15 protein-coding genes are annotated in these 14933 nt (G+C 55.7%); 12 read left to right on the forward strand and 3 right to left on the reverse strand.

Annotated elements, in window-relative coordinates; genetic code table 11:
* The first annotated feature begins 15 nt into the window (after positions 1 to 15).
* Positions 16 to 474, forward strand: coding sequence for a YgjV family protein (locus tag R3F64_RS10230; RefSeq protein ID WP_332611436.1), 459 nt, complete (start codon positions 16 to 18; stop codon positions 472 to 474).
* A 47-nt stretch (positions 475 to 521) separates the two neighbouring features.
* Here R3F64_RS10230 and R3F64_RS10235 read toward each other — a convergent pair whose 3' ends face one another.
* Complete coding sequence (locus R3F64_RS10235; RefSeq protein WP_332611274.1) at positions 522 to 1859, reverse strand: sensor domain-containing diguanylate cyclase; 1338 nt, start codon at positions 1857 to 1859, stop codon at positions 522 to 524.
* Positions 1860 to 2146: 287 nt separating this feature from the next.
* Positions 2147 to 3181, reverse strand: a complete 1035-nt coding sequence (locus tag R3F64_RS10240; RefSeq protein ID WP_233337381.1) for a LacI family DNA-binding transcriptional regulator — start codon at positions 3179 to 3181, stop codon at positions 2147 to 2149.
* A 151-nt stretch (positions 3182 to 3332) separates the two neighbouring features.
* On the opposite strand from R3F64_RS10240, the gene ltnD reads away from it, so the two are divergent.
* The 11 genes from ltnD to R3F64_RS10295 all read left to right on the forward strand — a co-directional run bounded on the left by ltnD (position 3333) and on the right by R3F64_RS10295 (position 14324).
* Positions 3333 to 4280 (forward strand): L-threonate dehydrogenase, encoded by a 948-nt coding sequence (gene ltnD, locus R3F64_RS10245; protein WP_176243615.1) that lies wholly within the window; start codon positions 3333 to 3335, stop codon positions 4278 to 4280.
* A gap of 3 nt (positions 4281 to 4283) precedes the next feature.
* Positions 4284 to 5579: a 3-oxo-tetronate kinase gene (otnK, locus tag R3F64_RS10250; RefSeq protein ID WP_332611279.1), complete on the forward strand. Its 1296-nt coding sequence runs from the start codon at positions 4284 to 4286 to the stop codon at positions 5577 to 5579.
* Positions 5576 to 6223 (forward strand): 3-oxo-tetronate 4-phosphate decarboxylase, encoded by a 648-nt coding sequence (gene otnC, locus R3F64_RS10255; RefSeq protein ID WP_085917354.1) that lies wholly within the window; start codon positions 5576 to 5578, stop codon positions 6221 to 6223. The genes otnK and otnC overlap by 4 nt, the downstream gene beginning before the upstream one ends.
* Before the next feature lie 54 nt (positions 6224 to 6277).
* Positions 6278 to 7075: a 2-oxo-tetronate isomerase gene (gene otnI, locus R3F64_RS10260; protein WP_332611282.1), complete on the forward strand. Its 798-nt coding sequence runs from the start codon at positions 6278 to 6280 to the stop codon at positions 7073 to 7075.
* Between the two features lie 50 nt (positions 7076 to 7125).
* Positions 7126 to 8088 carry a D-erythronate dehydrogenase gene (gene denD / locus R3F64_RS10265; RefSeq protein ID WP_199285021.1) on the forward strand — a complete coding sequence of 321 codons (963 nt, stop codon included), beginning with the start codon at positions 7126 to 7128 and terminating at the stop codon, positions 8086 to 8088.
* A 105-nt stretch (positions 8089 to 8193) separates the two neighbouring features.
* Positions 8194 to 9192, forward strand: a complete 999-nt coding sequence (locus R3F64_RS10270; RefSeq protein ID WP_085917357.1) for a TRAP transporter substrate-binding protein — start codon at positions 8194 to 8196, stop codon at positions 9190 to 9192.
* A 59-nt stretch (positions 9193 to 9251) separates the two neighbouring features.
* Positions 9252 to 9815 carry a TRAP transporter small permease gene (locus tag R3F64_RS10275; RefSeq protein WP_332611285.1) on the forward strand — a complete coding sequence of 188 codons (564 nt, stop codon included), beginning with the start codon at positions 9252 to 9254 and terminating at the stop codon, positions 9813 to 9815.
* Entirely contained in the window at positions 9812 to 11089 is a 1278-nt protein-coding gene (locus R3F64_RS10280) for a TRAP transporter large permease (protein WP_085917359.1), read from the forward strand. Before R3F64_RS10275 ends, R3F64_RS10280 begins: the two co-directional genes overlap by 4 nt.
* Before the next feature lie 49 nt (positions 11090 to 11138).
* On the forward strand, positions 11139 to 12599 hold the full coding sequence (locus R3F64_RS10285; protein WP_332611288.1) for an aldehyde dehydrogenase family protein: 1461 nt from the start codon (positions 11139 to 11141) through the stop codon (positions 12597 to 12599).
* A gap of 30 nt (positions 12600 to 12629) precedes the next feature.
* On the forward strand, positions 12630 to 13505 hold the full coding sequence (locus R3F64_RS10290; RefSeq protein ID WP_332611289.1) for an NAD(P)-dependent oxidoreductase: 876 nt from the start codon (positions 12630 to 12632) through the stop codon (positions 13503 to 13505).
* Between the two features lie 198 nt (positions 13506 to 13703).
* Entirely contained in the window at positions 13704 to 14324 is a 621-nt protein-coding gene (locus R3F64_RS10295) for a hypothetical protein (protein WP_332611291.1), read from the forward strand.
* Between the two features lie 8 nt (positions 14325 to 14332).
* On the opposite strand, the gene R3F64_RS10300 is transcribed toward R3F64_RS10295, so the two are convergent.
* Entirely contained in the window at positions 14333 to 14857 is a 525-nt protein-coding gene (locus R3F64_RS10300) for a helix-turn-helix domain-containing protein (protein ID WP_085917363.1), read from the reverse strand.
* Positions 14858 to 14933 lie beyond the last annotated feature (76 nt).

Consider the following 14933-nt stretch of genomic DNA (forward strand, 5'->3'; position numbering starts at 1 on the left):
TTTTGGGCCCAGGGGGTGGGTAGCGTAGCAGCGCTGTCGGGAATACTGGCATTCCAGTGTAGATACGACATGAAAATGCTCTTGCTACTCTCCGGCTCCTGCCTGGTATGGAGTCTGCATTTCATGCTGCTGGCTCAGCCCACAGCCGCGCTACTCAACCTGATCACCGCGGTACGTAACCTTGTGGGTATTCGTTACCGAGGCGCTTGGTTGGCTGGCCTTTTCATCGGGCTATATCTTATTTCAGGTGGGGCAAGCTGGCAGAGTCGTTGGGATTTTTTGCCAGTCTTTGCCGTCATCATAGGGAGTATGGGGATTTTCTTTCTTCACGGTTTACCCAGGCGTAGCGCTTTATTATTAGGGAGTGTTCTCTGGTTGGTTTTTAATCTGCAGGCTGGGTCAGTGCCTGGTGTTATGGTGATGGGGGCTGACGCAGTATCTAACATGTATCGTATGGCTCGCTGGAAGAAGTGAATCATAATAGGATCATGTGGTTATTGATCTATATTCCGCTATGGTCTTTAGATTTCAACGTCGTTATGGGGACGCGCATTTGATCCGGAATGCAAAGGCGCTCTCGTCGAGGCCGTTTGCTCATCAAGCACCATATTCCGGCCACGATCCTTGGCCTCATAGAGCAGTTGGTCAGATCGTTTTAGCAGCTCTTCGACAGACGCAATATCCTCGGACATTTCCAACACGCCACCACTGATGGCGACAATAAAAGGTGTATTGTCATGGCCAAGAAACTCGGCCTGATTGACCATCTGTCGAAGGGTTTCCGCAATCTGGGTGGCTTCCTTCTCGGTGGTGTTAGGCAAAATGACAAGAAATTCCTCGCCGCCGGTGCGAGCTACAATATCTGTGGTTCTTAATCGATCTGCCATCAATCCGGCGATTTTGGACAATACGTTGTCACCCACCAAATGGCCGTGATGATCATTGATTTTCTTAAAATGATCGACATCAAGGCTGATCAGCGAGAAAGGCGACTGATACCGCTGGTAAAGCTCCATGGCGTCGTTGAGGGCCTGCGTCAGGTAGCGCCGATTAAACAACCCTGTCAATTCATCCGTAATGGACAGGCGAGCCAGTGTATTTTCCAATTGTTTCTGGTCATCAATGTTTACCAACATGCCATGCCAGACGAGCTTGCCAAAGGGGTCTTGGATGGGCCGCGCAACCGCCCGGAACCATTGTTCGGCGCCATCTATTACCATTCGAAATTGACAGGACGCCTCCGATAAAGACCTGTAACAGTTTTGCACGGTAGCATGGACTTCTGACGAGTCGAGTGGATGAACGCTATCGAAGAAAGCCGAGGCATCTTCCTCAATGGCTGTACAAGTGATGCCAAAATAGGCGTACGAACGTTCACTGACATAAGTGAAACGCAGGGCGTCCGGTGAGTCCATTTCAAACGAGAAGAGTATTCCAGGCACGGAGGCCGCGAGATGGGTGAAGTGCTGTTGGGATTCCTGCTCGCTGGAAACGTCGATATGCGTCCCCATCATCCATTCGGTGGGGGTGCCGTCTGCCTGTTTTACCAGCATGCCGCGGTCCTTAATCCAGCACCAACTACCGTCCTTGCGTCGAACTCGGCACAGGCATTCATAAAAAGGGATTTTGTTGTCCAGATGCTGACCGATCAATTCATAAGAGCGCTTCAGGTCGTCGGGGTGGCAAAGCTGGTTCCAGGTTTCAATGGAAAGCGGTTGAATCTCATCCAGGGTGAAGCCCAGCATGGTCGCCCACCGCTCATTGAAAACCACGTCCCCGGTTCTGATATTCCATTCCCAGGTGCCAGCTCGTGTGCCGTCTATAATGGCCTTCAAACGTAATTCGGCTGAAAGATTCACGGTGAATTCTCCTCCTTTTGACGCCATAAGCGTCTGATACTTTTGCCTGGAGAAAAACGTTCCGGTCCATCATCGCCCTTTGAAATCATGTGTTTTTCCGGTCTGCGTTTGGCTAAGCCACTGCGTTGCCTCAGGTTCTTGTTCATTCTTGGACAGTTACGGCCCCTGCTGCCTTCAAGAGAGCAACGTTAAAACGCCGAGTCAGTGTTAAGTTCAATGAATTCACTAAGCCCAAATATAACGTCATCGTTGAGCTTTGGTAACAGCCGCGAGGGTAAAAAGCTGGATTAAGTGCTCTCACCCAGTTGCAGCTTGAAGCCGACATCATGCTGACGGCGGACAACATTTTTACCGCTTAGCCGACGGATCAGCTCTTTGGCGGCTAAACGCCCCATTTCTTCCCGGGGGGACAGGATCGTGGTCAGTTGGGGCGTGACGTGCTGTCCAAGCGGTAGGCCGTTGAATCCGGCAATAGCGATATCCTTGGGGATATTAAGCCCCCGGCGTTGGGCAGCAAGCAGTGCGCCGGCCGCAAGGTCATCGTTGGCGAAATGAATGGCTTTAGTCTTGGGGTGTCGAGCAAACACCTGGTCAAGGCTCTCGGAGCCAGCCTTTAGACTTCCCAGGGTGTCGAGTTCGACCAGTGGCGCGTCAATGCCATTGGCTTGCAACACCGCTTTATGCCCTTCATAACGCATGCTGGCCCGGTAATCCTGCGCGAGTTGTGCGCCCACATAAACAATATCCCGATAGCCTTTATCCACCAGGTGGCTGGCCATACAGCGGCCTGCAGCGACGTGATCGAGACCGACATTAAGGTCCATGCCTTTGCCCAGTTCCATCACTTCCATGATGGGGTGATCCCAGTTCGCCAGCAGTTTATGACAGGCCTTGTTATGGCGAAGTCCGGCAGTGACCAATGCCGAGCAGGACCAGCCCAGGAAGGTGCGCACTAACTGATACTCGCGATCCAGGTCGTAGTCGGTATTACCCAGCAGTATCTGATAGCCCTCGGCTTCCAGCGTTTCCTGTAACCCCTTGATGACTTCAACAAACACGCTATTGATCAGTGACGGCACGATGACGGCAATCAACCTTGAACGAGAAGAGGCCAGGCTCCCGGCGACCAGGTTAGGCACGTAGCCCAGGCGTTCCACGGCCTCTAAAACGTTGCGTCGGGTTGTGTCGCTAACCTTGGCCGGGTTGTTGAGTGCTCTCGATGCCGTAATCGGCGATACGCCTGCCGATTTGGCGACTTGGGTGAGCGTGATCTGGTCGGAGTGGCGTCGATTTTTAGCGGTATGTAAGGGATCTTTAGACATTGGTTGTATGGACCTGATGTTTAGCTTGTCAATGTAAAAATAATAATCTAAAAAGAATGATAGCGCTATCATGACAGCGCTATCATACGCCTTGAAATGACGGGCGATTTAATAAATAGCACCGTGTTGATGGCAACCAACGCAACAAAAATTGAGGTGGCAGCCAGTGAGTCAAGACAATAAACAATCACTTCAAGTAGGCGTTATTGGCCTGGGCGCCATGGGGATGGGAACCGCCTCCACCTTGCACCAGCAGGGCTTTAACGTGACCGGGTGTGATATTTCCGCTCAGGCGCGCGATGCCTTTGCGGCAGCAGGCGGGCAAAGCGTGGCAACCCCCGCTGAACTTGCTCATTGCCATATTGTGTTGGTGGTTGTCGTTAACGGGGCGCAGGCGGAACAAGTGCTGTTCGGTGAACAGGGTGTGGTAAGCCACCTGGCGCCGGGTAGCCTGATCATCCAGTGTGCAACGGTGGCGCCCAGCCAGGCAAAACAGCTTGGTGAACGTTTGTCGGCCGCGGGCTTGATGCTCCTCGATGCGCCAATTAGCGGCGGTGCCGCCAAAGCCAAAAGCGGCGAACTATCAGTGATGGCGTCCGGGGCTGAGGAGGCTTTTACCTATGGCCAGTCAGTGCTCGACGCCATGGCCGCCAAGGTGTACCGCCTTGGCGATGCCCCAGGGGTGGGTTCCAGCATGAAGCTGGTCAATCAACTCTTGGCAGGCGTGCATATTGCCACCGCGGCTGAAGCGATGGCGCTGGGGATTCGCATGGGGCTCGACCCCGACGTTATTTACGAGGTGATTACCCACTCGGCAGGCAATTCCTGGATGTTCGAAAACCGGGTGCCGCATATTCTGAGTGGCGACTACACGCCGCTTTCGGCCGTGGACATCTTCGTTAAAGATCTCAATATCGTGCATCAAACCGGACGCGAACTATCGCTATCAACGCCGGTCGCCGCCAGTGCGCTGCAGCAGTTTACTGCTGCCAGCGGTGCCGGTTTCGGTCGCGAAGATGATTCGTCGGTGATTAAAGTTTATCAGCGGTTATCGGGTATCACATTGCCAGAAGCCGCCAACGACAACCAGGGAGCCTGAACAATGGGGATGGGATCTAGCATCGTATTGGGCGCCATTGCCGATGACTTCACTGGGGCTACCGACCTTGCCAATAACCTGGTGCGTGGCGGCATGCGCTGCCTGCAGGTGATCGGTGTGCCGCAGGAGGACATTGACCTGACGCATATTGATGCGGTGGTGGTAGCGCTGAAGTCCCGTTCCTGCCCGGTGGATGAGGCCGTGGCCGACTCCCTCGCGGCGCTGGACTGGCTCCGCGGGCAGGGGGCCCGCCAGGTGTTCTTCAAGTACTGCTCCACGTTCGATTCCACCGACCAGGGCAACATCGGCCCGGTCGCTGATGCGCTGCTTGATGCGTTGGGCGCAACTCAAACCGTCATGGTGCCCGCCTTCCCGGTTAACGGCCGTACGGTCTATCAGGGGCATCTGTTTGTGGGTGGTCGATTGCTCAACGACAGCGGCATGCAGAACCACCCATTGAACCCCATGCAGGATGCAGACCTGGTGCGGGTGCTCTCGCGGCAAACATCGCACCCCGTGGGGCTAGCCAACCGCGCGGTGCTCGCCCGGGGCGCTGACGCAACGCGTAAGCATTTATCTGCGCTTGCCGACGAGGATGTGCGTCATGTGATTTGCGATTCCCTGGACGAAAAGGACCTGGATGTCCTCGCTGAAGCGACCGTTCTGATGCCCTTGGTCACTGGCGGCTCTGGTCTGGGTCAGGCGTTGCCTGCCCAGTATCGGGCCCATGGCTGGCTGGATACTATCAATGAACCAGGGCGTTTATCCCCCGCCGCGGGAAGTGCACTGGTGCTTTCCGGCAGTTGTTCCCGTGCCACGCTCGCCCAGGTGGAAAATTTTCTGACCAAACACCCCGATGGTGGCTTTGCGCTTGACCCGTTGGCGTTGGCTGAAGGAGGGCAGCAGGAAAAGGCATTGGCCTTTGCTCGGCAACGGTTGTCTCAAGAAGCCCCCATACTGATCTATGCCTCGGCTGTGCCTGAAAAGGTTAATGCAGCGCAGCAAGCGCTGGGCGTTGCGCGCGCCGGTGCGCTGGTAGAAGAGGCGCTCAGCCAGTTGGCGGTCACGCTGGTCAAGGAGGGGGTTGGCCGGTTGCTGGTCGCCGGGGGCGAAACGTCAGGTGCCGTGGTATCGGCGTTGGGCATTACGGCCTTGCACATTGGCGAGCAGATCGACCCCGGCGTGCCCTGGACCCAGGCCCCGCTATACGGGCGTGAGGCACCGCTCTCCATGGCGCTGAAGTCAGGCAACTTTGGCGGCGTCGACTTCTTCACAAGAGCGTTCGAGGTGCTGGCATGAGCCTTCACGACCAGAACATCCTGCGGGATCAGATCAGCCTCCTGGGCAAGTCATTGTTTGATCGTGGCCTGACGATGGGGTCCAGCGGCAACATCAGCGTCCGCCTGGATGATGGTGGCTGGCTCATGACCCCCACTAACGCCTGCTTGGGTCGACTGGATCCAGCGCGCATTTCGCACCTGGATGACAAGGGCCAGTTGCTGGGTGGCGATAAGCCCACCAAAGAACAGTTCCTCCATATGGCGATGTATGCGGAGCGGCCTCAGTCAGGGGCGATTGTGCATCTGCACTCAACACACTCGGTCGCCGTTTCGTGTCTGCCTGAAATAGACCAATGCGATTGTATTCCGCCGCTCACTGCTTATTACGTGATGCGGGTCGGGAAGCTGCCGCTCGTGCCCTACCACATGCCGGGTGACCCAAAGCTCGGCGACGCGGTTCGTGGCCTGGCGGGTAAACACAGCGCGGTGCTTCTGGCCAACCATGGGCCGGTGGTGGCGGGGAAAAACCTTGATGCCGCTGTGTATGCCACCGAAGAGCTGGAAGAGACAGCCAAGCTCTACCTACTGTTACGCGGCCAGAATCCCCGGGGGCTGACGCCGGAGCAGGTGGCGGATCTGGAAGCTAAATTCCCGCGGGATTAGAAGCTGTTGACGTATCGCTATCAATTAACACGCATCAAGAACAAGAGCACCGCTATGATTCGATTGGCTGCCAACCTCAGCATGCTGTTTAACGAATACAGCTTTATGGACCGCTTTTCCGCAGCTGGAAAGGCGGGCTTTAAAGGCGTCGAGTATCTGTTTCCTTATGCGTTTTCTCGTGAAGAATTGCGCCAGGCATTGCACGAATGCCAGTTGGAGCAGGTGCTGTTCAACCTGCCGCCTGGCGATTGGGAGGCGGGTGAAAGAGGTCTGGCAAGCTTGCCGGGGCGCGAAGCCGAGTTTCGTGACTCGGTGGTTGAAGCGCTGCGTTACGCCGAAACCCTCAACTGCCCGCGCGTCCATGCCATGGCCGGTTTACTCCCGGAAGGCGCTGATGCCGCTACTCAGGCTGAGCATCATGCCACCTACGTACGCAACCTTCGCTTTGCAGCGGGTGAGGCCGCCAAAGCGGGGCGAGATGTGCTCATCGAGCCGATCAATACGCGTGATATGCCGGGCTTTTTTCTATCTCGCCAGGCCCAGGCCATGGCCGTCATAAAAGAGGTAGGCGCGGAAAATGTAAAGCTCCAGTTTGATCTTTATCACTGCCAAATCATGGACGGCGACTTGATCCGCCACCTTGAACGTCAGTTCAGCGCCATCGGCCATATTCAAGTCGCAGGGGTGCCAGAGCGCCACGAGCCGGATGTGGGTGAAGTCCACTATCCCGCTATTTTTGACCGTTTGAGTGCATTGGGCTATCGCGGCTGGATTGGTTGTGAGTATCGACCACGCGCCGATACCCGCGCGGGTCTAGGCTGGGGCGAACCGTGGGGGCTGACGGGTCACTAACAGGGTTTAACGTAAATGAACAACAATCGCCGTCTATCAGGAGCAAAAAGATGCATATAGCCATTACGGGCGCGGCAGGTTTTCTCGGCCAGCGTTTGGTACATCAACTGCTCGCGCGTGGTGAGCTTCGCCAGCAGCCCATCACACGGTTAACGCTGATTGACCAGGTGGAAGCGCCGCAGCCCGAAGCCGGCAATGTCGCGGTGACGCCCATGGCGCTGGATATTACCGAGCCGGGCGCACTGGATCGCGTTTTTGAGCAACGCCCGGATGTTATCTACCACCTGGCAGCCGTTGTGAGTTCGGCGGCCGAAGCGGATTTTGACCTAGGGCTAAGGGTCAATTTCGATGCGACCCGTGCGCTGTTGGAAGCTTGCCGCCAGCGGGAACTGAGTGATACCCGCTTGATCATGGCCAGCTCGGTAGCGGCTTACGGCGGAGACTTGCCCGAGGTGCTGGATGATATGACGGCGCTTCACCCGCAAAACTCTTACGGCGCTCAGAAAGCCATGTCGGAGTTGTTGGTCAATGATTATAGCCGCCGAGGATTGGTCGACGGTCTTGTGCTGCGCCTGCCGACGATTGTCATTCGGCCTGGGCGGCCGAATGCGGCTGCGTCCAGCTTTGCTTCCAGTATCTTACGCGAACCACTGAATGGCGAAGAAGCGATCTGCCCGGTGCCGGTGGAACTGCCCATGTTCGTGATGTCGCCGGGTAAGGTCGTTGATGCGCTTGTCCACGGTGCAGAGGTGCCGGGTGAGGCGCTGGGCACTTTTCGGGCGTTCATGTTGCCGGGCATTACCATCACGGTGGCAGAAATGCTGGAAGCGCTGCGCGACGCAGCAGGAGAGAAAGCCTTTTCATTAGTACGCCATGAACCCGACCCGCGCATTGAAGCCATTGTGGCAAGCTGGCCGGCGCGCTTTGACACGGCAAAAGCCAAACAGCTTGGCTTTGTAGGTGATGAAAATTTCAAACAGATTATTGATGCGTTCGTGACTGAACGCGCTTGAGTTCCTACGCGGCTAACCGCCGTAGGTAATTGCCTGGGCCAAGTTCGCACATGTGGCGATGGGCCCAAAAAACCCACCCTCAAAATAACAAAAGAGGGAATCAAGATGACTAAGAACTTTGCTCGTCACTCGCTCGTGGCCGCTATCGCTGCCATCACTACTACTGGCGTTGCACTTCAGGCCCACGCGGCGACGGAAGTCAACCTGGGCCATACCCTGTCTTCCTCGTCGCATTACTCGGTGGGCGCAGATGCCTTCAAGGAGACGCTGGAAGAGCTATCCGATGGGGCCTATACCGTGAACGAACATCCGTCGGGTTCCCTGGGCGGTGAGCGGGAAATGATTGAAGGCTTGCAGATCGGCACGGTCGACTTTGTGATTACTTCAACGGGGCCGTTGGGTAACTTCGTGCCGGAAACCTACGTGCTCGACTTGCCATTCCTATTTGAAGACTACGAAGAAGCGCGCTGCGTACTGGACAGTGATCTTGGTGATGAGCTTCTCGCCAAAATGAGTGATCACAATCTAGTGGGCCTGGCCTGGTCGGAAAATGGCTTCCGACACATGACCAACAGCCAGCGTGAGATCGCCACGCCTGAAGATGCAGAAGGTTTACGCGTTCGCACAATGGAAAATTCGGTGCACCAGGAAGCGTTTCGGCAAATGGGCGCACGGCCGACCCCCATGGCATTCCCTGAACTTTTCACGGCGCTACAACAAGGGACCGTGGATGGTCAGGAAAACCCGATCACTGTGATTGTCGCCACCAACTTCTGGGAAGTGCAGGACTACCTTTCGCTAACCGGACATGTCTATTCACCGGCTGTTGTGCTGGGGTCGCCGATTTTCATGGATGGTTTGAGCGAGGAGGAGCGTGGCTGGTTTGAGCAGGCAGCACAAGCCTCTGCTGAAGCAACCCGTGAAGAAGTTTCACGCCTGGAGCGTGAAGGCGTAGCACTGCTCGAAGAGAAAGGCATGACGGTCAAAACGGATATTGATGTTGCGCCTTTCCAGGAAGCGGTGAAGCCAGCTTACGAGATATTTACCTCTGAGTACGGCAACGAAATGCTTGAGCGCGTTCAGGAAAAAGCCAGCGATTGCTGAGCAATTCCTCCACTTCGGCCTCCAGTCTTCTGGAGGCCGTTTCTGCACGGTGACCCTTTATGCTAGCGGTATTTCTTCGTCTGGAAAGCCACTTAACACGCTTAGCCCTGCTCATTGCAGTAGTGATGCTAGCCATATCAGTGACGCTAAGTTTTTACCAAGTCCTCACTCGCTTTGTTTTTAATGCGCCTTCTACCTGGTCTGAAGTCGCCTCGCGCACGGCGATGATCTGGTGTGTGTTCATGGCCGCGGCGGCTACCTTTCGGGGTGGTTACATGATGGCGGTAGAGGTCATTTATAAACTCGTTCCAACGCGTTTTATGAAGCTACTGGAAATCGTCATTGTGGTGTGTTGCCTATTGGTGCTTGGCGTGCTGATTCATTACGGGATACAGATGACCATGCGGGTAAGTAGCCAGACCATGTCGGGCATGAATATATCGATGTCATGGGCGTATGCGGCGATTCCCATTGGGTCATGTTTTGCGATCGTTGCCGCCGTTGCAAGGTTGTTGGCGCAGTTAAGTGATCGAGAGCAGGTGGGTCCGGAAAATAGCGAGACGTTACCGGAGGCAGAGCTGCCTCAAGAGGGTGACTTGCCAAAAGGAGGATCTCAGCCATGAACATGGTGATTGGTCTGTCCTTGATCATTCTATTTACGGTCGGTGTGCCGATTGCTATTTCCATCATTCTGGCATCGATTATCGGCATTGAGTTCTTCACTCGGTTGCCATTACTGCTGGTGCCTCAGCAGATGTTTATCGGCATTGATAAGTTCCCATTAATGGCCATTCCTTTCTTTATTCTCGCCGGTAACCTGATGGCGGCAGGCGGGATATCTCAACGCCTGGTGGATCTGGCCAAGTCCATCGTAGGGAGGGTGCAGGGCGGTCTGGCGATGTCCTGTGTACTGACATGCATGATGTTTGCCGCGGTCTCAGGGTCAAGTGTGGCCACGACCTTTGCGATCGGTGCCATTTTGATTCCCGCCATGGTGAAACATGGCTATCCCAGGCCGTTGGCGGCCTCCATTCAGGCCACGTCTGCGGAGCTAGGGGTGCTTATTCCGCCGTCGATTCCGTTGATTTTGTATGGTGTGAGTACCGATACGTCCATTGGGCAGCTATTTCTTGCAGGCGTGGGGCCAGGCATATTGATTGGCAGCGCGCTGATCATCTTTCTTTATCTTTTCTGTAAGGTACGGGGCTTTGGTAAAGAAGATTATAAAGACAGCACCGGCTTTATGGTCTCGGTCAAGCGTGCGTGGGTGGCAATGCTCATGCCAGTGGTCGTCATCGGGGGGATTTACGGTGGTGTGTTCACGCCTACCGAAGCATCAGCTGTGGCGGTATTTTTTGCCCTCATCGTCGGTGGCTTCTACTACCGTGAATTAAAAATAGACGATATTTTGCCGATTTTTCGCCAAAGCGTGATCTCTACCGCCGCCGTTATGCTGATCATTGCGGCGGCCTCGCTATTTAGTTTTCTTCTCAGCCGCACGGGACTCCCCGCGCAAATCGCCACCCTGGTGACCAACACGATCAATGACCCCATGATGTTCCTGCTGGTGGTCAATGGGTTGCTGTTAGTCGTCGGTATGTTTATTGAAACGTCCGCTGCCATTCTGGTGCTGGCCCCCATCTTGACCCCGATCGCGATGCAGTTCGGCATTCATCCCGTTCATTTTGGCCTTGTGATGGTGGTTAACCTGGCCCTTGGCATGATTACACCGCCGTTGGGCGTGAATCTCTTTGCAGCTTGTGCGGTGGCCAAGATATCGATCGATCAGATGCTGCCCTGGTTGGTTCGTTTTGTACTGGTGATCTTGGCGTGTTTGATGGCGATTACCTATATGCCGTGGATTTCGCTTGGGTTGGTGGATTTTCTTTATGGTTAGGTGAGTGGCTTTGAAGTGAATCAAACAAGGACAATAACAGGAGTATTTCATGTTGAAGACGACGGACTTTCCGCCACAACAGGCCCTCATTGGTGGTGATTGGGTGAATTCAGCCACCACGCTGGAGGTAGAGGCACCTGCCACGGGGGAGCCATTGACACGCATTGCGCGCTGTCAGCCAGACCATGTAGATGCCGCGGTAAAGGCAGCGCAGCAGTCTTTTTCCGGCCAGTCAGGTGAATGGGCCAGTTGGTCCGCCCGCCAACGCAGTGAATGGTTACTTCGTTTCGCCGATACTATCGAAGGGCATCAGGAACAGCTGGCGCAGCTTGAGTGTGCCGACACCGGTAAGCCCATGGCACAGGCCAAGGGCGATATTGCTGCCTGCGCCCGCTATTTTCGCTTCTACGGTGGTGCGGCTGACAAGCTGCATGGTGAAACCATTCCTTTTGAAACCGATTTCGCCGTGATGACGCTGCGCGAGCCTTACGGTGTTTGCGCCCAGATTATTCCCTGGAACTACCCGTCACAGATTTTTGGACGCTGTGTGGCGGCAGCGTTGGCGGCTGGAAATACGATTGTGCTCAAACCGGCGGAAGACGCCTGTTTAAGCGTTCTACGCTTGGCGGAACTGGCCGTGGATCATGGTTTACCCGCCGGTGCGCTTAACGTGGTGCCAGGGCTTGGCTCTGAGGCGGGGGCTGCGTTGGCGTCACACCCTGATATTGATCATCTCTCTTTTACGGGGTCGCCTGAAACGGGTACGCACGTCGCCCAAGCGGCCGCGCAGCATCATGTTCCTGTGACATTGGAGTTGGGGGGCAAATCGCCTCAATTGGTGTTTGCGGATGCGGATCTCGATGCGGCGCTTCCCGCCGTCATCAAAGGGATTATTCAAAACGCTGGGCAGACGTGTTCAGCGGGCAGCCGCCTCCTGGTTCAGCGCGAGATCGCCGATAGCGTCGTCGCGAATCTTTGTGAGCGCTTCGCTGCCCTGCGCTGTGATGCAGGTGAAGCGGATGCTGACTGTGGCCCGCTGATCAATGCGCGTCAGAAAGCCAAGCTGGAAGAACGTCTGGCCGCCGCCAAAGCGGATGGCATCCGCATGGCGGCAATGGGGCAGTTGGCACCCAATGCACCCACTGGCGGTCATTTCGTACTTCCTCAACTGCTTACGGATATCCCCAAAGGGCATGAAGTGCTTCACGAGGAGTTGTTTGGCCCTGTGCTGGTGGTGCAGGTGTTTGAAGATGAAGCAGAAGCTCTCGCATTGGCCAACGCCACGGATTTTGGCCTGTGCGCCGGTATATGGACCCGCGATGGTGGTCGCCAGCTACGCTTGGCCAAAGGCATTCGCAGCGGCCAGGTATTCGTCAATAACTACGGGGCCGCCGGGGGCGTGGAGCTTCCTTTCGGCGGCGTTGGCCGCTCTGGCCATGGCCGGGAGAAAGGCTTTGAGGGCTTGCGCAGCTATACACGGATCAAGACCGTCGCGATCAAGCACAACTAGGATGTCAGCAATATAAATGGAGCGATAACAATGACAACATCTCGACAGGTAGGCATTGTCGGTGTGGGCCTGATGGGCCATGGTATTGCCAATAGCCTGCTGCGTGCAGGCCATGAGGTCAGCTTTCTTGAACATCCAGGTAATCAGCCTGTGGATGATCTCATGGCAGCCGGTGCCATCTCGCTGAGTTCGGGCCGGGAAGTAGCACAAAATGCAGAGGTGGTGATTTTATGCGTCACCGGATCGCCGCAAGTAGAAGCGGTGCTCTTTGAGCCCAACGGCGTTCTGGAAGGCTTAAAGCGCGGCAGTGTCGTCGTCGACTGTTCTACCGCACTACCCAGTTCGACAGAAACAGTGGCAGCCAGGGTGGTGGCGGCAGGTGGTAGGTTTATGGATGCGGCGATGACGCGTACCCCTAAAGAAGCGGAAGAGGGACGGCTTAATCTGATTGTCGGCGCCCCGACGGCGTTATTCGATGAAACCCTGCCACTACTGCAGGGGTTTGCCGAAAACATTGCCCATGCTGGGGACGTAGGCGCCGGGCATACGCTAAAGCTACTGCATAACTTTGTGTCGTTGGGCTTTTCGGCGGTGCTGGCCGAGGCCACGGCTGCTTCTCGCAAGGCGGGTATTAGCGACAGCGCGCTGTTGGAAGTGCTGGGAGCGGGTGGCGGAGGAGGCGTTGTACTGGAGCGACTGCGCCCTTATATCGTTGGCAATGACCCCTCGGGTTTCAAGTTCACCGTTGCCAATGCCACTAAAGACCTGGGTTACTATCACACCATGACCAACGAACTGGGGGTGGAGCGTGGCGTTGCCGAGGCAGTTCATGCCCTTTATACGTCTATCGACGACACGACAGCGGCTGTGCCGGAGGTGATCGGTGTTCTGGAGAAGCGAACTTAGCCTGATTATGCGGAAAGCTCCGCCCCGTCGGGCGGAGGCATCCAAAAATAGCAGATGCTGTCCATATGGTTTGAATGCATACGTTGAAAAGGGTGGCCTGCAGGGTTAGGGCAATCCTTTCCTCAATCAGTGGCTTATTTCTCTGTGTATGTGGCAGGGGAGTGATAAGCTGGCGGTTATGGTGGTCGAGGAGCGGATATGCATCAGATGAAAACAGGTTTCAGGCTAACGTTGGTTGGCATCATGTTATCCACCATGACACTGCTTGTTGGCTGTGGTGGCGGGGATGAGCAGGCTGCGGACGAACAGGCGCGCGAGACGGCAGAAACGATTGCCCAAGAAGAAGCCGCGAGTCGTGAAGCCCAGGCGCAGAGCGAGAAGACTGAGGAAGTTGAGCCGTTGGACGTTCGAATCCTCGTCTCGGCGTCGATCGGCTCAGATCGTCGCTTGCAGGTAGAAGGTGAAACCAACCTGCCCGATGGCGCTCAGTTGCAAGTGATTGTCGAGCGCGAACTGAGCCGCGTGCGCTGGCGCGAGCGGGTCGATGTTGAGCAAGGGCAGTTTGTCGCTGGGCCGTTCGGCCCTGGTAGTGGTCTGCCGGACGGTGGCTATAGCGTCAGCGTGGAGCTGTCCGAAGCCACCGTTCAACCCGGATCTGTGCAGCAACGCATCGGTGAAAAAGGCGAGTACCTGACGGGTGAATTGATTTCTCAATCCCGCCATGGCCTAGGCCAGATTGCCACTTACACCACACGCTTTATGGTCGGCAACCAGCCCAGACAGTCACGGGGTGACGCAGAGTTACTCCAGACGCCTTGAAATACTCGTCAGGCGGAGCGCCAGTGCGCTAACAGTACAGCTTGAATAGAGGCGTCGCTGGTCGCTTTGCTTAACTGTTTAAAGTGAAGCTTGCCGTCCTGCTCCACCAGGTATAGGCCGGTCTTGTGGAAGACATGGGTTGGGCCCAGCAGGAGTAAATCGCCCGGTTTGGCAGGTGTAAAGTCGCTACCCGGCTCTGGTGTCACCATGATGCAAGGGGCTTTCCAGTTGGCCTTGAGCGGTAAGTGATCGGGCACGGTCATGGCCGTTGACTGCACCTGCTCCCACGGTAGCGGTCCTTCGTGACTTAACGTCAACAAGAGTGGAGCGCTGTCACCCTCAAGCAATGTGGCGAGCGAGCAATCCAGAGATTCGGCGAGTGCCACCAGACGCTCATGGCCGATTTGCTTGATGGCTCCGGACTCCCAATAAGAAATGGTGACATCCGATACGCCAACTTTACGTGCAAGGGCAGCTTTGTTGAGCTTGGCCCTAAGCCGCAGTTGCTTGATACGTGAGCCTAGCGATTCCATTTCGTTTTCCCGTCGATGAGCAGCGTCGCTCGTTTAAAAATGTCCATCAAACCGATGGCGTTAAAATAGATTCTCT

The sequence above is a fragment of the Halomonas sp. 5021 genome (assembly GCF_036663435.1).
Classification (GTDB): Bacteria; Pseudomonadota; Gammaproteobacteria; order Pseudomonadales; family Halomonadaceae; genus Vreelandella; species Vreelandella janggokensis.